The following is a 22948-nucleotide window of genomic DNA, read 5'->3' on the forward strand; positions in this document are numbered from 1 at the left end:
GCTAGGACATCTCCCGCATCCGGTTGATCTCACTCGTCTGCTGGGCGATCACGTCGTCGGCCATTTCCTCGATCTGGATGTTGTTGCCCTGTGCCTTCACATCCGTGGCCATGGTGATCGCTCCGTCGTGATGGGTGATCATCAGCTTCAGGAAGAGCTTGTCGAAGGCCTTGCCCTTCGCCGTGCGCAACTTCTTGAGCTGGGCCTCCGTCGCCATGCCCGGCATCGCCGCGTGCTCGTGCTCCGTTACGGTCCGCCGGCCGTTGTGCGTCTTCAGCCAGCTCTTCATGGTGGCGATCTCCGGGCCCTGTGCGGCCGCGATCCGCGCGGCGAGCCGCTTCAGCTTGCCCGACTGGGCCTGCTTCGGGGCGAGTTCGGTCATCTCCAGGGCCTGCGTGTGATGGTCGATCATCATCCGCGCGTACGCGAAGTCCGCCGAGTTGGGGGAGTCGTCGTCGGCCCGCTGCTTCGCGGCGTCCTGGGCCGAGAGTGTCTCGGCCGCCTCGCCGGGCTTGCCGGGCGCGATCACCGAAGGCCCGCTCGCCTTGCCGGACTTGGCCCCGGAGTCGGAGTCGCAGCCCGCGAGCGCGAGCACGGCGACCGCCAGTGCCGCCGTGACCAGGGACGCGCGGGACGTACGGCGAACGAGCACAGCGACCTCCTGCGGCACACGAATGGGCATACATCTCAAGGGTGTTGATGACCGTCCTAGCACGCTTCCGTGTACGACTGATCAAAAACGTTCATTACGAGTACGTTGCCATCTGTTGATCTCTCCATGGGGCGGACGATACTTCAGGGGTCCGTGAACCGTTCGACTGCGAACGGCTACAAGGGAGGACACAGTGACCCTGTTGAACGACCCCCGAACGCGGCACAGACGTCTGGGAGTTGCCGCGGCCGCGGCCGGACTCCTGGCCGCGCTGCTCACGGCCGGCCCGGCGGGCGCGACCCCCGACCCCGGGGACGGTCCCGCCGCGCAGGAACAGGTCTCCACGAGTCAGGCCGCCGAGGCGAAGGCGGCGATCGCGAGCGGCGAGATACCCGGACAGGACGAGATCGTCCACTCCGACAACATCGAACACCTCACCAACATCCCCAAGGACGCGTTACCCGGCATCAATTCGGACCTCGCCTTCCAGGGCAAGTACGCCTTCGCCGGCAACTACGACGGCTTCCGCGTCCTGGACATCAGCAACCCCAAGGCGCCCACGACGGTCGCGCAGGTGCTCTGCCCGGGCTCGCAGAACGACATCTCCGTCTCCGGCAACCTGCTCTTCCTGTCCACCGACTCCTCACGCAGCGACAACTCCTGCAACAGCACCACGCAGCCCGCGACCGAGAAGTCGTCGTGGGAGGGCATGAAGATCTTCGACATCAGCGACAAGGCGAACCCGAAGTACGTCGCCGCCGTCGAGACCGCCTGCGGCTCGCACACCCACACGCTGGTGCCCGAGCGCAGATACGTCTACGTATACGTCTCCTCGTACTCGCCGAGCGCCACCTTCCCCGACTGCCAGCCGCCGCACGACGGCATCTCGGTCATCAAGGTGCCGCGCAACGCCCCCGAAGAGGCGGCCGTCGTGAACTTCCCGGTGCTGTTCCCGGGTGAGGGAACGGACGGCGGCGGCAACCCGGGCGCGCCCACCAACCCGGGCGTCGCCAAGACCACCGGCTGCCACGACATCACCGTCCTGCCGTCGAAGGACCTGGCCGCGGGCGCCTGCATGGGCGACGGCATCCTGTTCTCCATCAAGGACCCGGAGCACCCGAAGGTCATCGACCAGGTCGAGGACAACGTGAACTTCGCGTTCTGGCACTCGGCGACCTTCAACCAGAAGGCGAACAAGGTCGTGTTCACCGACGAGTTGGGCGGCGGTGGAGCGGCCACCTGCAACGCGGCGACCGGTCCGAACCGCGGCGCCGACGGCATCTACGACATCGTTGGCAAGGGCGACGACCGCAAGCTCGTCTTCAAGAGCTACTACAAGATCCCCCGCCACCAGGCGGACACCGAGAACTGTGTGGCCCACAACGGCTCGCTGATCCCCGTCAGGGGCAAGGACCTCATGGTCCAGGCCTGGTACCAGGGCGGTGTCTCCGTCTGGGACTTCACCGACTCGGCCAACCCGAAGGAGATCGCCTACTTCGAGCGCGGCCCGCTGGCCACCGACACCCTCAGGGTCGGCGGCTCCTGGTCGGCGTACTACTACAACGGCTACATCTACTCGAACGACATCGCCAAGGGCTTCGACGTACTCAAGCTCAGCGACCGGCGCACGGACCCCGCGAAGTGGGTCCACCTGCGCGAGCTCAACGTCCAGACGCAGCCGGACTACTTCGACTGACCGTCGGCTGGACCGGGCCGGTCCTCCGTGCGGTGGTCTGTCGCGAAGAACCGTGACAGATCCGTCTCGTCCGTCCCGCCGGGCACCTCGGTGTCCGGCGGGACACCCAGCTCCCAGTCGAGCCGGTACCGCTTGAACAACTCGGCCCGCAGCGTCGGGATCGGCATCGGAACGCCCGGCACCAGGGCCGCGTACACCGAGCCCATGAGCAGCGCCCGCATCATCGGGTAGTCGGTCGCGGCGTCCGGCGAGCCGTATCCGGCGACGGTCTCCCGCAGGAGCTGCGCCAGACGCTGCTGCTCCGGGCACTGCAGGAATCCCTCGCCCTGAAGCAGCCCGGCCATGTGCTGACGCATCAGCACCGGATGGACCCGGGTGAGCCCCAGGATCGCGTCGATGGCCCGCGCCATCCGCTCCCGGCCGTCCTCGGTACGCGGTTCGCGCTCCAGCGCCTCCTCCAGCGTGCGGTGCATCAGCCGGTGCACGGCGGACTGCAGCAGCTGGCGTTTGCCGGGGAAGTAGTACGACACCAGTCCGCGCGCCGATCCCGCGCGATCCGCGATGTCGCCGAGCGTCGTCGCCTCATAGCCGCGCTCGCTCACCAGCTCCACCGCGGCCTGCAACAGCCGCTCCCGGGAACGCCGCCGCAACTCTTCATTGACCGAGGCGCTGCGCGGGGACATGCTGTAACTCCTGCGTTGACTGGCTGCCAGCCAACTATACTCAACGCGTCGGGCCGGACCCTTCACGGGTCCGCCCCGGCCTGCCGTCTGCCTCGGGTGGCGCGGGGGAACATCCGAGGCAGACGTGTATGGCCCCGAGCGAGTCGCACAGCCGGGGTGACCTCCTTAGAGTGGGCTGGAGTGCCGAGGAGGCGTATGGACATGGATCAAGACCAGATCCTGGCCAGGATCACGGCGATGGTGGACGACGAGCGACGACTGCGCGACGCCGTGGCGTCCGGGCAGATCGACAGCGACACCGAACAGGAACGCCTCGGAGACCTGGAGCGCGCGCTCGACCAGTGCTGGGACCTGCTGCGCCAGCGGCGCGCGAAGTCCGAGTACGGCGAGAACCCGGACGAGGCGCGGGTGCGTCCCTCGTCGCAGGTCGAGGACTATCAGAGCTGAGGAAGCACGCGCGAGGGCCTGCGGGACAGACGGTCAGCCGACCAGGTCGAGCACCGGCCGCAGCCCGTCCGGACGGTCCGTCACCGGCAGATGGTCCACGAAGTGCACCCGGCAGCCCAGCGCCGCCGCACCGCCGTCCGCCCGGCGGTCGTCACCGACCATCACGGTGTCCTCGGGAGCGACGCCGAGCGCGTCGCAGGCGGTGGCGAAGAGCCGGGGATCGGGCTTCTGGACGCCGTGCTCGTACGACAGGACGTACGTGCCGACGTACGGGTCGAAGCCGTGCTCGCGGAAGACGGGCCGCAGATCCCAGCCGATGTTGCTGACCACACCGACCGCCACCCCGCGCTCGCGCAGCGCGCCCAGCACCTCGGCGGCGTCCGGGTAGGGGTGCCAGGCGTCCGGGACCATGTGACGGTCGTACAGCGCGTCGTGGAGTCGAGGGTCGGGCAGCGGTACCTGGCGGGAGACGCCGGTGTACGCGGCCCGGTGCAGCTCGGCGCTCTCGTCGCGGACCGCCCACACCCCGGCGAGGTCCGGTGGCAGTGGCCGCGACGGAGAGGCGCCGCCGGCCAGCGCGCCCGTGGACTCCAGTGCCTGCGCTGTCCGTGTCAACTCCGGCTCTGGAAGGGTGAGTTCGGCCTTCGCCAGCACCGCGCGCAGCCATGAGCGGGTGGACTCGATACGGAAGAGGGTGCCGGAGAAGTCGAAGAGCACGCCTTTGATCGTCATGAGGAGGATCCTTCGTGGCGCGACCGCGACCGGTCAAGGGCGCCTCGAAGGGCACGGACTCCGGCGCTCGGATGCCACAGGCCGACTCGACGACGCCGCTCAGGGACGCCGTGCGCCGGGCCACCGTTCGTACGAGGCCACCGCCAGGGCGACGATCAGCGCGCCGATGAGCCAGCCGCCCAGGACGTCCGACGGCCAGTGCACGCCGAGCCAGACACGGGTCAGACCGACGCCCACGACGGAGACGACCGCCAGGGCCGACGCCGTACGCCGCAGGGCGTGTCCGGCGCCGTGCAGGCGGAGCAGCCAGAGCAGCAGTCCGCACACCACCGTGGCCGTCAGGGCGTGGCCGGAGGGGAAGGCCGCGTAGTGGGCCGAGTCCACGGGGTCGGGCCAGACGGGGCGTTCACGTCCGACTGCCGACTTGAGCCCCTGCTGCACCAGTGTGCCCAGCACACATGTGGCCACCACCCATAGGGCGAGCCACCATGCCGAGTGGATCCATAGCAGCCAGATCACGGCGGCGGCACACACCGCGCGCAGCGTCCATGGGTCCCACACCCAGTCCGTCAGGATCCGGAACACATGGGTAGCGCCGGGGTTGTCTACCGCCCAGGTGTGCGTGGTGCGGGCGATGTCGCCGTCGAGGGCGAGCAGCGGATGCCAGGAGAACGCGACGAGCAGGAGGAGCACCACGGAGGGTACGGCGAGGGTCGCCGCGGTGAGTGCCGCGGCGCGGGGGCCCGGTGTGTGGGGGCCCGGTGCGGGGGACGGCGAGTCGACGGGCGGGGAGTGCATGGGTGTGATCCTCGCCGACGTGATGGGCCGGAGGCGAACTTCGGGAACTCCGGGTGGCTAGCCCAGCGCCCGCAGCCCGGGAACGAACGCCACCAGCACCGGAATCACCGGCACCAGCGCGGCCGCCGCCGTCAGCCGCAGCCGCCGGGCCGCCGTGAGCCGGTCCGGGGGAGTGAGGAGGCGGTTGACGCGCTGCGGGACATGGGCGTCCGGGGTGGGGCAGGGGCCGAACACGCCCCGGTCCTCGTTGAGTTCGACCAGCGCGAGGGCGATCGTGAGGCGGCCGAAGCGGCGCGATGCCACGTCGTCGGCGGCGAGTTCGACCAGGCGGTGCATCTCGCCGCGGAACGCGGCGAACACCGGCACCTGAGGAAAGCCGACGGCCAGCGCGGCCGAACAGTGCAGCAGCCAGTCGTGCCGGGCCCGTGCGTGCCCCTGTTCATGGGCGAGTACGGCATCCAGCTGGCGCCCTTTCAGACGGCGCAACGCGGCCGTGGTGATGACGAGTTGGGGTGCCGTGCCGGGCAGCCACCAGGCGTCCGGGCGCTCGCCCTCCAGGACCACCAGACGGTCGGCGCCGGGCTCCTCGCCGGGCAACAGCGGTGCGCGTACGAGGAGTTCGGCCCGTCGCTGGCGACGGCGCGACCGGGCCCGTACGATCTCGCGGGCCAGCATCGCGGCGGTCCAGGCGCCCCCACACGCGAGCGCCACGGCGGTCGTCGCCGCCCAAGTGCCGCCGGTGCTCAGCGCGTAGGCGTCCACGACCGAGCGCGGCGCCGAGCCGAAGACATGACCGCGCACGGCCACCCACGCGGCGGCGGCGCTCAGCGTCATCGACAGCGCGCAGCACAGCAGCACGGCGGCCACTACGCACTGCCACACCCACAGTGCGACCACGGGTTCACGGTCCGGCCAGTCCGCCCTGGCGAGCAGTCGCGGAGCGACCACGGCGGCCAGGGCGCCGAGCAGCAACAGTGCCGCGGGGACCATCATGAGGTGAAGCCTATGAGCGGGGCGTCGCCGGTGGATACGGGCTGCGACGGCAAGTGACGTACGCCACGGTTTCGTACAGCTGTCATGGCCCGAAGGTGTGCGGGGCCCGGGCGCGCATCGGCGGGTCCGGCGTCAGAGCGTGACCAGCATGGCCACCATCGCGATCCCCATGGACAGACGGCAGGCTTGGGAGAGTTCGGGGCGGTCGCCCCAGCCGAGGGTGCGGGTGCCTCCCGGCGCCGCGGCGGCCAGTGGCAGCAGACGGACGCCGGAGCGCAGGACGTAACCGGTGAAATAGAGGAGCAGTACGCCGGTGACCAGGGGGATTCCGGAGCCGCCATGGCCGTGGTGTCCGGGTGAGGCGGCCATCACGCCCGCCATGTAGACCATCGCGCCGGCGCCCATCAGATGGTGCAGATGGTGTGGGTTCGTGCGCGACGCCCAGAGGGTGTGTAGGGCGGTCGCGCCGAAGAGGGCGGCGTAGGCGAGCCAGGCCCAGCGTGGCGGAGTGGCCACCGCCGCGGGTACGGCCATCGCGGCCATGCCGAAGCCCATGAGCGCCTCACCGCCCGCGGTGCGGCGCTGTTCCTCCACGGGGCTGCGCATCCTCAGCAGGCAGTACGCCCCCGTCGCCGCGCACAGCACGACGAGCAGCCAGCCGGGCGAAGTCGGTCCATGCACCGCGTACCTCCCCGCTCGACGATGTCGGACATCGCACAGTCGGTCAGGGCATGCCCCGGGTGACCGGGGCGCAAGCGAGCGCAAGGGTGTACGCGGGGGAGCGTGCGGGGGTGCACCGCAGATGGGGAATGTGATGCGCGAGATACTTTACAGATAAAACACCTGCTAATGTTATTGCCATGAGTAGCGCGCCCAGCCCCAGTCCCACCCCCTCACGTGTACGTCGCCTCCCGCTGGCCGGCGTGCTGCGCGTCGGCAGGCCCTCCGACATCTGGTTCAAGCCCGCGTTCAGCGTTGTCGCCGCGGTCGCTCCGCCGAATCTGACGCTCCTGGCGCTCGGCCGGCTGGACCTGGCGATGTACACGATGGCCGGGTCGCTCTGCGCGCTCTACGCCCACAACCGTCCGTACGCCGCCCGGGCCCGCGCCCTCGCCTGGGTGGTCCTGGGCATGCTCGGCGGTCTCGCCGTCGCCCTCGTCACGGCCTCGCTCACCACGGACGCCGTCGTGCTGGTCACCGTCGGCGCGCTGCTCGCCGCCGTGCAGAAGGTGGTGTGCGACGCCACGCGCATCGGTCCGCCCGGTCATGTGGTCCTCGCCTTCATCTCCTCCGCGTCCCTGTTCGCGCCCCAGACGCTCGGCCAGGTGCCCGGCCATCTCGCGCTCGGCGCGGCGGCGGGCGCCTGGGCCTGGATCGTCGGCATGGCCCCCGGGCTCGTCCGCCCGCACGGACCGGAGCGGCGCGCCACCGCACACGCCCTGAACGCCGCGGCCGCGTACGTGGAGACGCGGGGGAGCGGTGACGCCGCCGCCCGTTCCCGCGCCGCCGCGGCCGCCGCCGTGCACGGTGCCTGGCAGTCGCTGCTGTCGACCGGCGCCCGCTCCGCGCCCCGGCGCGCCCTCGAACGGCTCGTCGTGCGCGCCGAGGTCGCGCTCGCCGCGCCCGCCGACACGGAGCCCGAGCGGCTGCGCGGGTGGGCCCGCGCACTGCGCGGCACCGGACCCGTTCCGCGCCCGGACGACCTCGCCGACGCCGCCGACGAACTCCTGGGCGTGGAGGCCGCCCTCGCCTTCGGTGAACAGCCGCTGCTGCGCCGCCTCGGCCCGCTCGCCCCCATCGCCCTGCGCACCGCGCTCGGCTGCGCCCTCGCCGGATACGTCTCGCTCGCGTTCGGCGTCGGCCGCCCCTACTGGGCGCTGGTCACCGCCGCCTCGCTCTACCAGGCCAACGTCACCCTGACCTGGAGCCGAGGCGTGCAGCGCGTCGTCGGCAACCTCGTCGGCGTGCTGGTCTTCGCGGCGATCGCCCCGCTCGCCCATCTCGACCAGACGCTCCTCGTGCTGTGCTGCCTCGTCTTCAACTTCGGCGCCGAGGCCCTGATCGGCCGCAACTACTGGCTCGGCAGCGTCTGTGTGACCCCCATGGCCCTGCTCATCACCGAGTTCGCGCGCTCCCAGCAGTCCGGCGTACTGATCACCGACCGTGTCGTGGACACTCTCGTGGGCGCGCTGGTGGGCTTCGTCGCCGCGGTCGCCGTCACCAACCGGCGCGCCGGCAGCCGTATCGAGCAGGCCCTCTCCACGGTGGACCGCGCCCGCGACCACGCCCTCACGGTCCTGGCCGACGAGCGTCCCGACTCCGGCGCCCTGGAGTCCGCCCGCCGCGGCCTGGCCGCCGCCGTGGTCGACCTGCGCGCGACCGCCGACGCCGCCGCCGGCGAATGGTGGCAGCGCGCCCTGCCGGAGGAGCGGGTCATGCGGGCCGAGCAGGCCGGACACCGTACGCTCGCGGCGACGGTACGACGGCAGGGACTGCACTGCTTGGAGGGCGCACAGGCATGACGAGAGCGGATGGGCGGGCGGAGACCGGGGCTGCCCCTGCCGGGCCGGCGGAGACGGAGAGCGCCGCTGCCGGACGGGCGGAGAGGGAGAGCGCCTCCGCCGTTCGGGCGAAGGCGGGGAACGGCTCTGCCGAGCGGGCCGCGCCGGGCGACACCATGGCCGCCGTCGTGCGGCAGTGGCACACCGTGCGCCCCGACCTCGACACCGGGCCCATGGAGGTCATCGGCCGGGTCAACCGCTGTGCCGCGCTCCTTCAGCAGGCCGAGGACGCCCCGCTGCGCCGGGCCGGGCTGACCCGGCCCGAGTTCGACGTGCTCGGCACCCTGCGGCGCACGGGACACGAGCTGACCCCCAGCGAGATCGCCCGCGAGACGTTCTCCTCGGGCGCCGCCGTCACCAAGCGGCTCAAGCAGCTGACCGAGCGCGGTCTGGTCGAGCGACGTGGTGACACCCGGGACCGCAGGGTCGCCCATGTCCGGCTCACCGACGAGGGCCGCGAACTCGTCGACGGCATCCTCCCCGAGCAACTCGCCTACGAGACAACGGTTCTGTCCGGGGTCGACCTGGGCCGGCAGCGTGAACTGGCCGAACTGCTGGGCGAGTTGCTCGGACAACTGGAAGGCCGGCTGGGGCTGCCCCGGACCTGACACACGGCAGCGTGCGGTGACGGACCGTTGACATGAGATGAGCGCCACTCCTACGTTCGGGCAGGTCGGTTCGGCATCCCGGCTGATGTCCGACATATCGAACGGTGGGGTCTCGTCGAGGCCTCGGGAGGGGAGACAGCGTGACGCTCACCATCGACCTGGGGACCGACACCGGAGCCTTCCACGGCGGCGCGAGCGGCACTCTCTACGGCCTGTACGGCGACGGCGTGCCCAGCCGCAACGTCGTCGAGGGCATGTACGTCCGCACGGTGTCCACCAAGGCCCAGGGCGGCACCCAGCACCCCGGCGCCGACGCCCTCGACATCCTGCGGCCCTTCGTGGACTCCGGCGGCAAGGACGTCTACGTCTACATGACCGACATCTACCGCGGCTTCCCCTACCAGTGGCCCGGAGCCACGGGGGAGGAACGGCTCGCCGGCTTCATGACGCTGATCGAGAAGCAGGTCCGTCAGGTCCTGACGACGGGCGACTACAAGTCCCATGTCGTGTATGTGCCGTTCAACGAGCCCGAAGGCAACATGTTCGGCACGCAGGAGTGGAGCTACAACGGGATCTCCTGGCACACCGACCCGCAGTGGTACTTCGCCGCCTGGAAGGACGCCGTCCGGCTCATCAAACGCCTCGACCCGGACGCCCGCGTCGCCGGCCCCAACACCTGCGTCCTGTACGAAGAGGTCAAGGGCTTCCTGGAGTTCGCCAAGGCCCACGGCGTGCTCCCCGACGTGATCACCTGGCACGAGCTGTCCACGCCCGCCGCGATCCGCACCAACGTCGCCAAGTACCGCCGGATGGAACGGGATGTGGGGATCGGCCCGCTCCCGGTCAACATCAACGAGTACGCGCACAACTACCACTTGTCCGTGCCGGGCCAGATCGTCCAGTGGATCTCCGCCATCGAGGAGTCGAAGATCGACGCCGACATGGCGTACTGGAACATCGACGGCAACCTCAACGACTCGGCGGTCGAGGCGAACAAGGGCAACGGCCAGTGGTGGCTGTTCAACGCCTACGGCCGGATGACCGGCCGCACGGTCCGGGTGACCGCGCCCCGGCCCAACGTCCAGTACACCCTCCAGGGCGTCGCCACGCTCGACCGGGACAAGCGCCAGGCCCGGGTCCTCCTCGGCGGCGAGAGCGGTTCCGCCGACATCGCGTTCGCGGACGTCCCGGCCGAGATCTTCGGTGACACGGTGCACATGCGGCTCCACGAGATCCCGTGGACCGGCCAAGTCGGCGCTTCCGCACAGCCGTTGCGGCTCCGGGACCGCGAACTGCCCGTCGTGGACGGGAAAGTGACTCTTAAGCTGGCGGACCTCCATGAGATGTCCGCCTACGAGGTCATCCTCTCGCCCGGCGGTGACGGCGCCGTTCCCCTGCCGCCGTCGGTGGGCTGGCGAGCGACGTACGAGGCCGTGAACGCCACGTACACGGGCGGCGGTTACTCGAAGAACGGGCCCGAGGGTTCACCCGCGGACGTCGACAAGTTCGCCTCGTCCGGCACCCACCACGTCGGCGGGCTCCGCACCGGTTCCGACGGCGTCCTCGCCTTCGCCGTCGAGGTCCCGCAGGACGGGACGTACGACCTGAGCGTCTTCGCCAACTCGTACAACCTCGACGGCCTGGTCGAGGAACAGGGCCCCACCAACGTCTTCCTGCGCGTCGACGGCGCGGACCCGCAGGAGCTGCGGCTCCCGCTCGGCTACAAGTGGGTGGTGTGGGGGCACACCGACACGCAGGTCCGGCTGACCGCGGGCAAGCACACGATCACGCTCGCCGCCCAGGACCCCGACCTCGGAGTCACCAACGGCGACGCGATCATCGACAAGATCGACCTGGCGCTGCGTGACGAGCGGGTGACGGCTCCCGCGGTGTACGACGCCGAGTACGCGGTCCTCGGCGGCGGGGCACACGTGAGCTACGCGCACCGCGGGGCCTCGGGGCCAGGGGCGGCCGTGCTGCCCCCCGGAGGCACCGCCACGTTCTGGGTGCACGCGGCGGCGGACGGCGAGGCGACCGTCACGGTCGATCAACTCGGGTCTGGCGAGGGCGTGTTGACCGTCAACGGGGAGATGGCGGGACGGCTGGGGCGGACTCCGCGGTTCCTGGCCGGCGGCATCAACAAGCTGACGGTCACCGCCACTTCAAGCCGACTCGTCCTCGACCGGCTGCTGGTGGCACCGGGACAGGGTCACCTGAAGACCACCGTGTACGCCGCCGAAGAGGGCACCGTGACGGGCGACGCGAAGGTGACCGGCGCCCACACCTTCGCCACCGGCGGAAAGGCGGTCGACGGCATCGGCAACGGGGCCGCGGGCGCGCTCACCCTCACCGTCAGGGCCGCGCACACCGGGCGGCACGCCCTCACCATCCGCTACTCCAACGGCGAGCAGGCCCCGGCGACCCACTACAACCCCGACCCGGTCTGCCGCCACGCGGACATCTCCGTCAACGGAGAGCCGCCGCGGCGGGTGCTCTTCCCCACCACCTTCCACTTCAACAACTTCTGGGACCTCACCGTTCCGGTGACACTGAGGGAGGGCGCCAACACCCTCACCTTCACGAACCAGGACCTGAACCAGCACCCGCAGCGCTCGGCATACGCTCCCGTCATCGATCAGGTGGCGGTGACACCACTGGCCTGACAGCCCTTCCTGAGGCGATGCTTCCGGGTCACCATGGGCGCCATGACCGATGGACTGGTGCTGCCGCCCGGATCGGGCCGCCGGATGGGTACGTCCGGGATGACGCTCAAGGTGGGGGCCGAACACTCGGCTCTGTGGTCGGTGTTCGAGGCCGAGGTCGGGCCAGGGTTCGACGTGGGCGCCCATTTCCACGACGAGGCCGAGGAGTTGTTCTACATAGTCGACGGCGAACTCGACCTGCTGGCCTTCGAACCACGGATCAGGACGGCCGGGGACTGGCAGAGCTGGGAGTCCGGGAGCGGACAGAAGGTCGCACGGGGTGGTCCGGGCAGTCTGATGTACGTCCCCTCGGGCTGCCCCCACGGTTTCGCCAACCCGGGCTCCACTCCCGCCCGGATGCTCTTCCTCGCCGCGCCCGCGGGCCACGAGCACTACATCCAGGAGATCGCCGACATCCTCGACGCCCCCGGGCCGCCCGACGTGGCCGCCATCGCGCAGGTGCGGTCGCGGCACGGCATCCATCAACTCACGCAGATGAAGCCGGGACAATAGTCTCGCCGGCCACGACTACCGGACCTGTGGCTGACATACCGGCGCCGGATCCGCACGCAGGGCCCGGCTAGCCCTCCTCGCCCGCGACATGGACCCCGAACGCCGCACCCTGCGGGTCCCGCAGGACGGCGATCCGGGGCCCGTGCGGCACGGACATGGGCTCCATGAGCAGGTGGCCGCCCGCCGAGAGGGCGGCGTTCGCCGTGGCGTCCACGTCCTCGACGGAGAAGTACGGCATCCAGTGCGAGGGCACCTCGTGCGGGAACTTGTCGTCCATCGTCACCATGCCGCCGAAGTCGGCACCGTCGATGCCCCACTGCGGGTACTCCTCCGAGGCGCTCACGGTCCAGCCGAACACGCCCGTGTAGAACTCCGTGACCCGGTCGGGGGCGCGGGTCATCAGCTCCACCCAGCCGAGCGCCCCCGGCGCGTTGAACAGCCCCGCGCCGGGGAAGGCCCGCGCCTGCCACAGCTGGAAGGCCGCTCCGCCCGGGTCGAACGCCACCGCGAACCGGCCCACGTCCAACACGTCCATCGGGCCGAGCACGACCGTGCCGCCGGCGGCCCGCACCGCGGCCACGGCGGCGTCCGCGTCGGCCACGGCGAACGACACGTTCCAGGCGACGGGCTGCGACTCCTGGTACAGCGGGCTGATCGCCGCGACCGCCGCGTCACCGAGGTGCGCGACCGTGTAGCCGCCCGCCTCCGGCCGCGGATCCGTCTCCGGGCGCCAGCCGAACAGGTCGGCGTAGAAGCGCTTGGCCGCCTCCAGATCGCTGGTCCCGAGCTCGGTCCAGCAGGGTCCGCCGGTCACCGGCATGTCGAGCTTCATGAGGTTCCTTCCGCACGATCACGACGTTCCTTACGCAGCAAGACCCCTTCAGAAAACGCTAAGCCCGGCCCGCCGTACCAGCCAGCCCGGATCGCGCGGAAGGAGAAGGGGCCCAGACGTGCGGCGGCGCGCCTCAGGGCCGGTAGCGCAGCGGATGATCCTCCGGGACCTCCACGATCACGATCTCGGTGCCGTCCGGATCCGCGATCCACATCTCGATCAGCCCCCACGGCTCCTTGACCGGCGGCCGCAGCACGTCGACACCCGCCGCCGTCAGCTCCTCGTGCGCCGCCGTCACGTCGTCGACCTGGAGCCATAGCTTGAGCGCGGGGGAGGGCGGGGTCTCGGAGCGCCCGGCGACCTCCAGGAAACCGCCGCCGAGGAAGTAGACGGTCCCGCGCTCGGGGCCCGTACCGAACTCGCGGTAGACGGCGAGGCCCAGCTGCTCGCCGTAGAAGGCCCGGGAGCGCTCGGGGTCGGTGGGACGCAGGAGGGTCCGGCTGCTCAGTACATGCACCATGCACCCGGAGCGTAGGGGAGGGTTACGCTCGTCGGTGCCCCAGCCGCGCCACTGAACGGAGAATCGCTCCATGGATACCGCCGCCGCCACCGGACTCACCTTCCGCGACGCCACCGACGCCGACGTGGACGCCCTGGTCGTGCTGATCGAGTCGGCGTACCGCGGTGACTCCAGCCGGACCGGCTGGACCACGGAGGCGGACATCCTCCAAGGCCAGCGGACCGACCCCGACGGTGTGCTCGCCGTCATCAAGTCGTCCGACAGCCGTCTGCTGACCGTCGAGCGGGACGGCGAGGTCGTCGCCTGCTGCCAGCTCGAACACCGCGGCGACCACGCCTACTTCGGCATGTTCGCGGTCAGCCCCACACTCCAGGGCGGGGGCCTCGGCAAGGTGATCATCACCGAGGCGGAGCGGACGGCCCGCGAGACGTGGGGTGTCACGGAGATGCACATGACCGTGATCTCCGTACGCGACGACCTCATCGCCTGGTACGAGCGGCGCGGCTACCGCCGTACGGGAAAGATGACGCCCTTCCCGTACGGCGACGAGCGCTTCGGCATTCCGCAGCGCGACGACCTGCAGTTCGAGCTGCTGGTCAAGCCGCTGACGTGACGTTCACGCGGTGAAGCGGCCGGTGCGCTTGATCTCGGGGTAGTCGGTGGTCGCGCCGTCCAGCTCCAGGGCGCGCACCAGCCGCAGCTGGTCCTGGGTGTTCACCACCCAGCCGATGATCCGCAGGTCGGCCTTGCGGGCCTGCTCGACGATCTCCAGGGTCAGCCTGCGGATGTTGAGACAGACGGTCGCGGCGCCCGCCTCCACGGCGCGGTCCACGACATCGATGCCATACCGGCTGGCGATGAGCGCGGTGCGGCCGCCGGGCACGAGCCGGGCGACCTCGGCGATCGCCTCGTCGTGGAACGACGACACCTCGACCCGCCCGACCAGGTCCCGCCGGTGCATGACCTCGGCCAGCGCCCGGGCCGCCGCCAGATCCTTGATCTCGGCCTGCAGTGGCGCCTTGACGGCGTCCAGGACCTCGTCGAAGACGGGGACGCGCTCACCGCGTCCCGCGTCCAGCGCGCGCAGCTCGGCGAGTGTCTTCTCGGCGATCGGCCCCGAACCGTCGGTCGTACGGTCCACTTCGGCGTCGTGCATGACGACGAGGGCGCCGTCCTTGCTCAGATGCAGATCGAGTTCGATCAGGTCGAGGCCCGCGTTCTGGGCGGCGACGAAGGAACGGAGGGTGTTCTCGGGTTCGACACCCATCACTCCGCGATGACCGATGGTGAGGAAGTTCAAGATTCGACTCGCTTCCGTCGACGGCGGCTCGGCTCGCGCGTGGTGTGCGACGGGGCGCCCACGCGGCAGGGCGCAGCCTAATGGCCCCGCTGTGCGATGTACCCGCTCGTACGCGGGCCAATGGGGTGTCTGTCAGGGGAGACCTGCCTCGGGTCGCCCGAACGGGTCACTCTCGGGTGGGCGAGTCCCTCGATGGTTGACCGGCGGCCGGGCCTTGTCGGCTGCCGGGCTGACGGGTAGTCATGTCCGTGCCTTGGTAGGAGAGTTCCGCCGACAGCCCCGGAAAGGAACCGCGATGCCCAGCGAACCCGCGCCCGAGGTCCTCGCCCTCGTCGACGCCATCAAGGCCCACTTCCCGGACGTCGGCGGCACCGTCACCGACGCGGCCGAGGCCCGCCGCATTCTCGCCGCCGGGCCCGCCTGGCCCTTCGAGCCGCCACGCGTGGGCTCGGTCGAGGACCGCGCGATACCGGGTCCGGAGGGGGCCCCGGAGATTCCCGTACGGATCTATCGGCCGGAGGCGGAGCCGTCCGAGGCGCAGCCGCCCACCCCCCGGCCCACCGTCGTCTTCTTCCACGGCGGCGGATGGGTCATCGGGGGCCTGGACACGCACGACCCCATCGCCCGCGCCCTGTGCCGGGACGCCGGGGCGGTCGTCGTCTCGGTCGACTACCGGCTCGCGCCGGAGGCCCGCTTCCCCGCGGCCGTCGACGACGCGTACGCCGCGCTGTGCTGGGCGGACGGGCATGTCGGCGAACTGGGCGGGGACCCGGGCGCGTTGGTGGCCGCGGGTGACAGCGCGGGCGGGAACCTCGCGGCCGTGGCCGCGCTGATCGCCCGCGACCGGGGCGGCCCGGCGCTCGCACTCCAGGTCCTCGTCTACCCCGCTACCGACGCACGGCCCCGGGCAGGAACCCACGGCGGGGGCGGCGCGGGCCACTTCCTCACCCCGGCCCACGGGCGCTGGTTCGACGAGCAGTACTTCGGGCCCGACGGCGACCGGGCGCACCCGCACGCCTCGCCCCTGCTGGCGGACCTGCATGGCCTGCCGGCCGCCCACATCGTCACCGCGGGCTTCGACCTCCTCTGCGAGCAGGGCCGGGCGTACGCTGCGAAACTGAGCAAATCGGGCGTATCGGTCATAGAGAGCCACTACCCCGGCATGTTCCACGGATTCTTCGGCTTTCCCGAGCTTCTCCCGGATGCCCGCGCCGCACAGCAACACGTAGTGGAAGTAATCGCCTTGACGGTTTCCGACAGGAAAAAGAGCGGTGAAGATGGGGGTCACGCAGGATAATCTCCCGAGTCTCCTCTTGCGGGAAGGAACCTCGCTTACATACGGTGTCCATACGCGAGGTTCTCCCGTGGAGGATGAGACATGACGGAAATTCTTGTGCAGGTGGGTATGGAGGAGCAGGTTCCTCCCGTGGCCAGGGTGGTGGAGCACCCGGCATGGCCCGTGCTCAAGGATGCCGTGGAGGAGATACGTCCCTGGCAGTCCATGGACGGGGCCATCGACTTCGCGGCGGAGGGCGCTCCCGACGCGTCCGACGCCGATCTGGCCGTACGCCGTGCCATAGACGCGATCGAGCAGCTCGCCCCGCTGCTGCCGCACGACGCCGCGTACCACGAGGCGCTCGTGAAGGATCTGCGCCGCTGGTCCGACGGTGGCTTCCAGGTGCCCGACTTCCTCGACTCGCTGCTGGCCTTCCAGCCCGCCGCGCACCGCGAGGACGGCCTCCAGCACCTGGTCGTCTTCCCGATGTACACGCAGAACGGCAACCCGAACCGCAACTTCGAAGCGGTCGTCCTGCGCATGGTGTGGCCGGACTGGCTGGCCGAGCTGGAGCGCACCCGCTACGACAACCCGCTCTTCTGCGGCATCAGTTTCGAGGACTTCACCGCGGGCTACGACACCAATTCGGCCGTGCTCTTCCCGGAGACCATCGCGGTGCGCGAGGCGCCCGAGCGCTTCTCCTGGGGCGGGATCTTCTGTGACCGTGAGGCCGCCCGCTTCCGCGCCGTCACCGACGCCGCCGTGGACACCCTGGGCCTGGAGCTGCCCGAGGACATCGCCGCGATGGTCCACGACCAGCAGCGCTGCGAGCAGGCCTTCGTGCTCTGGGACATGGTCCACGACCGCACCCACAGCCACGGCGACCTGCCCTTCGACCCGTTCATGATCAAGCAGCGCCAGCCGTTCTGGATGTACGGCCTCGAAGAGCTGCGCTGCGACCTCACCGCCTTCAAGGAGGCCGTGAAGCTGGAGGCCGAGGGCAACGCGCACGGCCGCGACGTGCAGTACGCCGTGCTCTTCGACCGGATGTTCCGCTTCCCGCTCTCCGGCGACCGCGTCCGCAACTACGACGGCCTCGGCGGCCAGCTGCTCTTCGCCTACCTGCACAAGCACGACGTCGTCCGCTGGACCGACAACAAGCTGCACATCGACTGGCAGCGCGCCCCGCAGGTCACCAACCAGCTGTGCGCCGAGATCGAGGAGCTCTACCGGGCCGGCATCGACCGCCCGAAGCTCGTCCACTGGTTCAAGGCGTACGAGCTCGTCTCCACCTACCTCGCCCCGCACCCGGGCTCGCGCTGGGCCAAGGGTCCGGACGCCCTCGACCTCACCCAGCCCCCGCGCAAGCTCGTGGACGACGTGCTTCCGGACGAGTTTCCGCTGAGCATGTTCTATGAGGCGCTCTCCAAGAAGCTCAAGAACGTGATCGCCTCGACCAAGGGCATCACCGCTGCGAACGCCGAGCGGGCCGCCGCGTGAGCGACGGCGCCGAGAACACTGCTCAGGAGGCGAAGAGGATGAGGAACGGGGCTCTCAGCGGTGCGGTGATCGCGGTGGCCGGCGCGGGTGGACCCGCCGGACGCGCGACGCTCGCCCGGCTCGCCGACGCGGGCGCGACCGTCGTCGGCTCGGACAACGACCCCGAGCGACTCGCGGAGGCCGTGGACGCGGCCCGCTACGGGCACGGCGGCGCCACCGTCGTCGGGGACACGGTCGACCTGCTCGACCTGCAGTCGACCCACGACTGGGCCACCCGCATCGAGAAGGACTTCGGCCGCGTCGACGGCCTGGTCCACCTCGTCGGCGGCTGGCGCGGCAGCGAGACCTTCACCAAGACGAGCCTCGACGACTGGGACTTCCTGGAGCTGCTGCTCATCCGTACGGTGCAGCACACCTCTCTCGCGTTCCACGAGCCGTTGCAGCGCAGCGACCGCGGTCGGTACCTCCTGATCAGCGCGGCCGGCGCGAGCAACCCCACCGCCGGCAACGCCGCCTATTCCGCCGCCAAGGCCGCCGCCGAGGCGTGGACGCTGGCCATGGCCGACTACTTCCGCAAGGCCGGGGGCGAAGGGGGGCCGACCTCCGCGGCTGCCATCCTGGTGGTCAAGGCACTGGTGCACGACGCCATGCGCGCCGAGCGCCCGAACGCGAAGTTCGCGGGCTTCACGGACGTCAAGGACCTGGCCGAGTCCATCGCCGGCGTCTGGGACCTGCCCGCCGGCGAAGTGAACGGAAACCGTCTGTGGCTGACCGACAAGCCGTGAACCCTCCGAAGACCGACGCCCGGCGTCACCACGACCCGGCCGTCCGCGGCTTCGCCAGTGACAACTACGCGGGGGCGCACCCCGAGGTGCTCGCCGCCATAGCCCTGGCCAACGGCGGACACCAGGTCGCGTACGGCGAGGACGACTACACGGCGAATCTCCAGCAGATCATCCGCGGCCACTTCGGTGCCACCGCCGAGGCCTTCCCGGTCTTCAACGGCACCGGCGCGAACGTGGTCGCGCTCCAGGCGGTCACCGACCGCTGGGGTGCGGTGATCTGCGCGGAGAGCGCGCACATCAACGTCGACGAGGGCGGCGCCCCCGAGCGCATGGGCGGCCTCAAGCTGCTCACGGTGCCCACACCGGACGGCAAGCTCACCCCCGAGCTGATCGACCGGCAGGCGTACGGCTGGGACGACGAGCACCGCGCGATGCCGCAGGTCGTCTCGATCACCCAGAGCACCGAGCTGGGCACCCTCTACACGCCCGACGAGATCCGCGCGATCTGCGAGCACGCCCACGCGCACGGCATGAAGGTGCACCTGGACGGGTCCCGGATATCCAACGCGGCCGCCTCCCTGGACGTCCCGATGCGGACGTTCACCAACGCGGTGGGCGTCGACATCCTGTCGCTGGGCGGGACCAAGAACGGCGCGCTGTTCGGCGAGGCCGTCGTCGTCCTCAATCAGGACGCCGTCAGCCATATGAAGCATCTGCGCAAGCTGTCGATGCAGCTCGCCTCCAAGATGCGCTTCGTCTCCGTCCAGCTGGAGGCGCTGCTCTCCAAGGACCTGTGGCTGCGCAACGCCCGCCACTCCAACGAGATGGCCCAGCGGCTGGCCGAGGGCGTGCGCGCGGTGCACGGCGTGGAGATTCTCTACCCCGTTCAGGCCAACGCGGTCTTCGCGCGTCTTCCGCACGACGTGACCGAGCGGCTGCAGCAGCGCTTCCGGTTCTACTTCTGGGACGAGGCCGCGGGCGACGTCCGCTGGATGTGCTCCTTCGACACCACCGAGGACGACGTCGACGGGTTCGTGGCGGCGCTCAAGGAGGAGATGGCCCACCGCTAGCCCCTGCGCGGGTATGCATAGATATACGGTCGATCGAAAAGTCATTGACTCTCGGTCGGCCGTATTCCTATGCTCTGGGGGCATGGAGCTCATCCAGGAAACCCCCGACCTGTCCGCCTATTTGGCCGCCGACGAGGTCATCGACCATCACCATCCGATCGTCCGCGAGACGGCCGAGCGCCTCGCGAAGGGTGCGGCCGACTCGTATGCCTATGCGCAGGCCGCTTACGAGTTCGTGCGCGACACCATCCCGCACTCGTACGACTCCGGCGATCTGCGCGTCACCTGGCGCGCCTCCGATGTACTGGAGCGGCGCACCGGCATCTGCTACGCGAAGGCCCACGCCCTGGCCGCGCTGCTGCGCGCCGAGGACATCCCGACGGCGTTCTGCTACCAGAAGTTCGACGAGGTGCACGGGCTCGTCGCCGTACGGTTCAACGGCTCCTGGCACCGGCAGGACCCCCGTGGCAACAAGCCGGGTGTGGACGCCCAGTTCTCCCTCGACGGTGAGCGGCTGGCCTTCACGCCCGATCCGGAGTTCAATGAGTTGGACTACCCGGTATTGTATGCTGAACCTCACCCGGTCGTGCTGAGCGTCCTCAAAGCCGCCCCCGACCGGCCGTACCTCTGGAAGACGCTCCCCACCGCACTCTGAGGCAGGCCATGACTCTCACGCTCACCGTGTCCGACGAGGTGCGCGCCCTCGCGCCCGGTTTCACCCACGTCGCCATAGAGGCGCACGGACTGGTCAACGGGCCAAGCAGCGAGGGGACTTCGGCGCTGCTCGACGACGCGGCGCGGCGGCTGGCCGTACGGCTGGACGGTCGCGCTCCGCACGAGGACCCGCACATGGCCGCCTGGCGGGAGGTCTACACGGCGTTCGGCTCCAAGCCGTCGCGCACCCGCAACTCGGCGGAGGCGCTGGCCAAGCGCGCCCTCTCGGGTGGCGGACTGCCTCGGATCAATGTCCTCGTGGACATCTACAACGCGATCAGCGTCGCCCACTTGATCCCGGTCGGCGGTGAGGACATCGATCACATCCAGGGTGGGATGCGGCTCGTCCGCGCCACGGGCGAGGAGAACTTCGTGACCGTCGCGGGCGGCGAGGAGGTCGTCGAGCACCCCGACGCGGGCGAGGTGGTGTGGTGCGACGACGCGGGCGTGACCTGCCGCCGCTGGAACTGGCGCCAGGGGCCGCGCACCCGGCTCACGGAAGCGTCGGTGTCGGCGGTCTTCCTTCTTGAGAGCCTGGCGCCGATGCCGGTGGCCGGCGTCGAGGCCGCCGGTGCCGAACTCGCCGAACTCCTGGAGAAGTTCAGCCCCGGGGCACGGATCAGCGTCCACGCCCCGGAGTGACGATTCAGCACGCTCCGGCAGTGCCGGAGGTGACGATTCAGCGGGCCTCGGCGGCCTTCACTTCTTCGGGGGTCGGCGCCGTGCCACCGAGGTGCGCCGGCATCCACCAGGTGTCGTCCGGACCCTTGGGCCGCACGGGATAGGCGCGCTGTGCGGCCTCCAGGAGCTCCTGGACGCGCTCGCGCAGCCGCCGCGTGATGGCGCCCGCGTACTGGTCCTGCGGCGCCTCGATCGGCTCGCCGACCCGGATGGTGATCGGGGTGTGGCTGCGCTTGAAGTTCTTCGGGTGGCCCTTGGTCCACAGACGCTGGGTGCCCCACAGGGCCATCGGGATCAGCGGCACGCCGGCCTCCTGGGCCATGCGCGCGGCACCCGACTTGAAGCTCTTCAGGGTGAAGGACTGCGAGATGGTCGCCTCGGGGAAGACACCGACGATCTCGCCGGAGCGCAGCGACTTCAGGGCGTGCTGATACGCCGTCTCACCCTGCTTGCGGTCCACCGGGATGTGCTTCATGCCCCGCATCAGGGGACCGGAGATCTTGTGCCGGAAGACCGCCTCCTTCGCCATGAAGCGCACCAGGCGCCTCTGCGGCAGGGCGGCCAGACCGTCGAAGATGAAGTCCAGATAGCTGATGTGGTTGCTGACCAGCACGGCGCCGCCCGAGCGCGGAATGTTCTCCGATCCCTGGCAGTCGATCTTGAGGTCCCAGGCCTTGAACAACGTTTGGGCGAGACCGACGACGGGACGGTAGACAAGCTCTGCCATGGACGGGGTGGACCCTTCTCTCTGCCTGGGAAGGGGTCTCCCGGCGGGAAAGTTACGCAGCCGTAGGTTTACGGCATTGCGCAGATCGTGCCCCAAGAACGGACGAGTGGCCAGTCCTGGTGCCGCAGAACGGCGAGATCCTCGTCACGTACATCACTTGATCCACCTCGGGCTTTTAACTCGCCTTTACTCCGAACGAACCGTCACCCGCCGTGCGACCAGGTACATCTCGCATCCCAAGCAGTACCCGAACGCCGCATTGAGGAACGCGGCGGCGAGCGCGCATCCGGTCGCCGCGAGCCCCAGCCACTGCGGGCCCGCCGTGAAGCCGATCAGTCCCACCACGGCGAACACGAGCCCCACCGCCTGTGCGAACTGCGGCGGTTCGGGCGCCTCGAACTCCGTCGGCGGCCCAAGGCGGGGGCGCACGGCCTTCCGGAACAGCCAGCCGTACGGGGAGCGCGCCACGCCGCCCGACGCGCCCAGCGCGAACGCCAGCGTCTGCCAGGCCAGCAGCCAGGCGCTCCCGGTGATCAGCGTGGCCGCCAGCACAACGGTCGTCACGGCCGCACCGAAACGCGGCCCCCTCACATCAATGTCCATGAATCAAGCATTCCGTATGGAGCGGGATCCGCGGACCCGGGAATCTTTGCGGTCTCGTGAATGCTGGTGCAGACGATGACCGGACTTGTGGTGTGCGTGGCGGTGCTCGCGGCGGCGAGCGTGTACGGAGTGCTGCATCAGCGGCGGAGCGGGAGAGTGAGAGTGCGCGGGCGCGACGGCGGAAAGCGGCTCGGCGCGGCGGAGTTGGGGGAGGGGCTCGGCGAACGGGCCACGCTCGTCCAGTTCTCCAGCGCCTTCTGCGCGCCCTGCCGGGCGACCCGGCGGGTGCTCGCCGAGGTGGCCGGCATGGTTCCCGGGGTGTCCCACGTGGAGATCGACGCCGAGGACCACCTGGACCTCGTACGCGAACTCGACATCCTCAAGACGCCGACCGTGCTGGTGCTCGACGCGGACGGGCGGATCGTGCGGCGGGCGACAGGACAGCCGCGCAAGGCGGATGTGATCGCGGCGCTGGGAGAGGCCGTCTGACCCGTGACGATCATGGTGAGGCATCTCCCAGATTCCGGAACGCCCTTGACTGCGTGCACCACCTAT

The 22948-nt window shown here is 70.2% G+C and carries 25 protein-coding genes; 14 read left to right on the forward strand and 11 right to left on the reverse strand.

Features of this window, described 5'->3' with window-relative positions; all coding sequences use genetic code 11:
• Position 1 precedes the first annotated feature (1 nt).
• Positions 2–682 (reverse strand): DUF305 domain-containing protein, encoded by a 681-nt coding sequence (locus OIC96_RS42065; protein WP_330302796.1) that lies wholly within the window; start codon positions 680–682, stop codon positions 2–4.
• Positions 683–845: 163 nt separating this feature from the next.
• Here OIC96_RS42065 and OIC96_RS42070 point away from each other — a divergent pair, with 163 nt between their 5' ends.
• On the forward strand, positions 846–2348 hold the full coding sequence (locus OIC96_RS42070; RefSeq protein ID WP_330302795.1) for an LVIVD repeat-containing protein: 1503 nt from the start codon (positions 846–848) through the stop codon (positions 2346–2348).
• Here OIC96_RS42070 and OIC96_RS42075 read toward each other — a convergent pair.
• Positions 2336–3031: a TetR/AcrR family transcriptional regulator gene (locus tag OIC96_RS42075; protein WP_330302794.1), complete on the reverse strand. Its 696-nt coding sequence runs from the start codon at positions 3029–3031 to the stop codon at positions 2336–2338. The two genes, OIC96_RS42070 and OIC96_RS42075, sit on opposite strands and share 13 nt — an antisense overlap.
• A 201-nt stretch (positions 3032–3232) precedes the next feature.
• Here OIC96_RS42075 and OIC96_RS42080 point away from each other — a divergent pair, with 201 nt between their 5' ends.
• A complete protein-coding gene (locus tag OIC96_RS42080; RefSeq protein ID WP_330309995.1) occupies positions 3233–3478 on the forward strand; it encodes a DUF2630 family protein in 246 nt (81 codons plus the stop codon).
• Positions 3479–3511: 33 nt separating this feature from the next.
• On the opposite strand, the gene OIC96_RS42085 is transcribed toward OIC96_RS42080, so the two are convergent.
• The 4 genes from OIC96_RS42085 to OIC96_RS42100 all read right to left on the reverse strand — a co-directional run bounded on the left by OIC96_RS42085 (position 3512) and on the right by OIC96_RS42100 (position 6682).
• Positions 3512–4204 (reverse strand): HAD family hydrolase, encoded by a 693-nt coding sequence (locus tag OIC96_RS42085; RefSeq protein ID WP_330309994.1) that lies wholly within the window; start codon positions 4202–4204, stop codon positions 3512–3514.
• Between the two features lie 105 nt (positions 4205–4309).
• The gene (locus OIC96_RS42090; RefSeq protein WP_330302793.1) at positions 4310–5008 is read right to left on the reverse strand and encodes a phosphatase PAP2 family protein; all 699 of its coding nucleotides are present in this window, start codon (positions 5006–5008) and stop codon (positions 4310–4312) included.
• Between the two features lie 57 nt (positions 5009–5065).
• Entirely contained in the window at positions 5066–6001 is a 936-nt protein-coding gene (locus tag OIC96_RS42095; protein WP_330302792.1) for a M56 family metallopeptidase, read from the reverse strand.
• Between the two features lie 132 nt (positions 6002–6133).
• Entirely contained in the window at positions 6134–6682 is a 549-nt protein-coding gene (locus OIC96_RS42100) for a DUF5134 domain-containing protein (RefSeq protein WP_330302791.1), read from the reverse strand.
• 179 nt (positions 6683–6861) lie between these two features.
• Here OIC96_RS42100 and OIC96_RS42105 point away from each other — a divergent pair, with 179 nt between their 5' ends.
• The 4 genes from OIC96_RS42105 (at position 6862) to OIC96_RS42120 (ending at position 12385) form a co-directional block, all read left to right on the forward strand.
• Positions 6862–8523 carry an FUSC family protein gene (locus tag OIC96_RS42105; RefSeq protein ID WP_330302790.1) on the forward strand — a complete coding sequence of 554 codons (1662 nt, stop codon included), beginning with the start codon at positions 6862–6864 and terminating at the stop codon, positions 8521–8523.
• 155 nt (positions 8524–8678) lie between these two features.
• Positions 8679–9170: a MarR family winged helix-turn-helix transcriptional regulator gene (locus tag OIC96_RS42110; protein ID WP_406502239.1), complete on the forward strand. Its 492-nt coding sequence runs from the start codon at positions 8679–8681 to the stop codon at positions 9168–9170.
• 140 nt (positions 9171–9310) lie between these two features.
• Positions 9311–11833: a cellulosome protein gene (locus OIC96_RS42115; protein ID WP_330302788.1), complete on the forward strand. Its 2523-nt coding sequence runs from the start codon at positions 9311–9313 to the stop codon at positions 11831–11833.
• A gap of 33 nt (positions 11834–11866) precedes the next feature.
• On the forward strand, positions 11867–12385 hold the full coding sequence (locus OIC96_RS42120; protein ID WP_330302787.1) for a cupin domain-containing protein: 519 nt from the start codon (positions 11867–11869) through the stop codon (positions 12383–12385).
• Positions 12386–12452: 67 nt separating this feature from the next.
• On the opposite strand, the gene OIC96_RS42125 is transcribed toward OIC96_RS42120, so the two are convergent.
• Both OIC96_RS42125 and OIC96_RS42130 read right to left on the reverse strand, forming a co-directional pair.
• Positions 12453–13217, reverse strand: a complete 765-nt coding sequence (locus OIC96_RS42125; protein WP_330302786.1) for a VOC family protein — start codon at positions 13215–13217, stop codon at positions 12453–12455.
• Positions 13218–13350: 133 nt separating this feature from the next.
• A complete protein-coding gene (locus OIC96_RS42130) occupies positions 13351–13737 on the reverse strand; it encodes a VOC family protein (RefSeq protein WP_330302785.1) in 387 nt (128 codons plus the stop codon).
• A gap of 70 nt (positions 13738–13807) precedes the next feature.
• Here OIC96_RS42130 and OIC96_RS42135 point away from each other — a divergent pair, with 70 nt between their 5' ends.
• The gene (locus OIC96_RS42135; protein WP_330302784.1) at positions 13808–14350 is read left to right on the forward strand and encodes a GNAT family N-acetyltransferase; all 543 of its coding nucleotides are present in this window, start codon (positions 13808–13810) and stop codon (positions 14348–14350) included.
• Positions 14351–14353: 3 nt separating this feature from the next.
• On the opposite strand, the gene OIC96_RS42140 is transcribed toward OIC96_RS42135, so the two are convergent.
• Positions 14354–15037, reverse strand: coding sequence for a glycerophosphodiester phosphodiesterase (locus OIC96_RS42140; RefSeq protein WP_330302783.1), 684 nt, complete (start codon positions 15035–15037; stop codon positions 14354–14356).
• A gap of 295 nt (positions 15038–15332) precedes the next feature.
• Here OIC96_RS42140 and OIC96_RS42145 point away from each other — a divergent pair, with 295 nt between their 5' ends.
• From OIC96_RS42145 to OIC96_RS42170, 6 genes are all read left to right on the forward strand, one after another.
• Positions 15333–16334, forward strand: coding sequence for an alpha/beta hydrolase (locus OIC96_RS42145; protein WP_330302782.1), 1002 nt, complete (start codon positions 15333–15335; stop codon positions 16332–16334).
• An 81-nt stretch (positions 16335–16415) separates the two neighbouring features.
• Positions 16416–17813, forward strand: a complete 1398-nt coding sequence (locus OIC96_RS42150) for a DUF6421 family protein (protein ID WP_330302781.1) — start codon at positions 16416–16418, stop codon at positions 17811–17813.
• A 38-nt stretch (positions 17814–17851) separates the two neighbouring features.
• Complete coding sequence (locus OIC96_RS42155; protein ID WP_330302780.1) at positions 17852–18598, forward strand: SDR family oxidoreductase; 747 nt, start codon at positions 17852–17854, stop codon at positions 18596–18598.
• A complete protein-coding gene (locus OIC96_RS42160; RefSeq protein ID WP_330302779.1) occupies positions 18595–19668 on the forward strand; it encodes a threonine aldolase family protein in 1074 nt (357 codons plus the stop codon). The genes OIC96_RS42155 and OIC96_RS42160 overlap by 4 nt, the downstream gene beginning before the upstream one ends.
• An 82-nt stretch (positions 19669–19750) precedes the next feature.
• Positions 19751–20323 carry a transglutaminase family protein gene (locus tag OIC96_RS42165; protein ID WP_330302778.1) on the forward strand — a complete coding sequence of 191 codons (573 nt, stop codon included), beginning with the start codon at positions 19751–19753 and terminating at the stop codon, positions 20321–20323.
• Positions 20324–20331: 8 nt separating this feature from the next.
• Positions 20332–21024, forward strand: a complete 693-nt coding sequence (locus OIC96_RS42170; RefSeq protein WP_330302777.1) for a B3/B4 domain-containing protein — start codon at positions 20332–20334, stop codon at positions 21022–21024.
• Between the two features lie 37 nt (positions 21025–21061).
• Here OIC96_RS42170 and OIC96_RS42175 read toward each other — a convergent pair whose 3' ends face one another.
• Together OIC96_RS42175 and OIC96_RS42180 are read right to left on the reverse strand one after the other, a co-directional pair.
• Positions 21062–21790: a lysophospholipid acyltransferase family protein gene (locus OIC96_RS42175; protein WP_330302776.1), complete on the reverse strand. Its 729-nt coding sequence runs from the start codon at positions 21788–21790 to the stop codon at positions 21062–21064.
• A 186-nt stretch (positions 21791–21976) separates the two neighbouring features.
• Positions 21977–22393 carry a DUF4395 domain-containing protein gene (locus tag OIC96_RS42180; RefSeq protein WP_330302775.1) on the reverse strand — a complete coding sequence of 139 codons (417 nt, stop codon included), beginning with the start codon at positions 22391–22393 and terminating at the stop codon, positions 21977–21979.
• 75 nt (positions 22394–22468) lie between these two features.
• Between OIC96_RS42180 and OIC96_RS42185 the strand changes: the two genes are divergently transcribed.
• Positions 22469–22882: a TlpA family protein disulfide reductase gene (locus OIC96_RS42185; RefSeq protein ID WP_330302774.1), complete on the forward strand. Its 414-nt coding sequence runs from the start codon at positions 22469–22471 to the stop codon at positions 22880–22882.
• Positions 22883–22948: the final 66 nt, after the last annotated feature.

The organism is Streptomyces sp. NBC_00775 (assembly GCF_036347135.1).
GTDB classification, from domain to species: Bacteria; Actinomycetota; Actinomycetes; order Streptomycetales; family Streptomycetaceae; genus Streptomyces; species Streptomyces lutosisoli.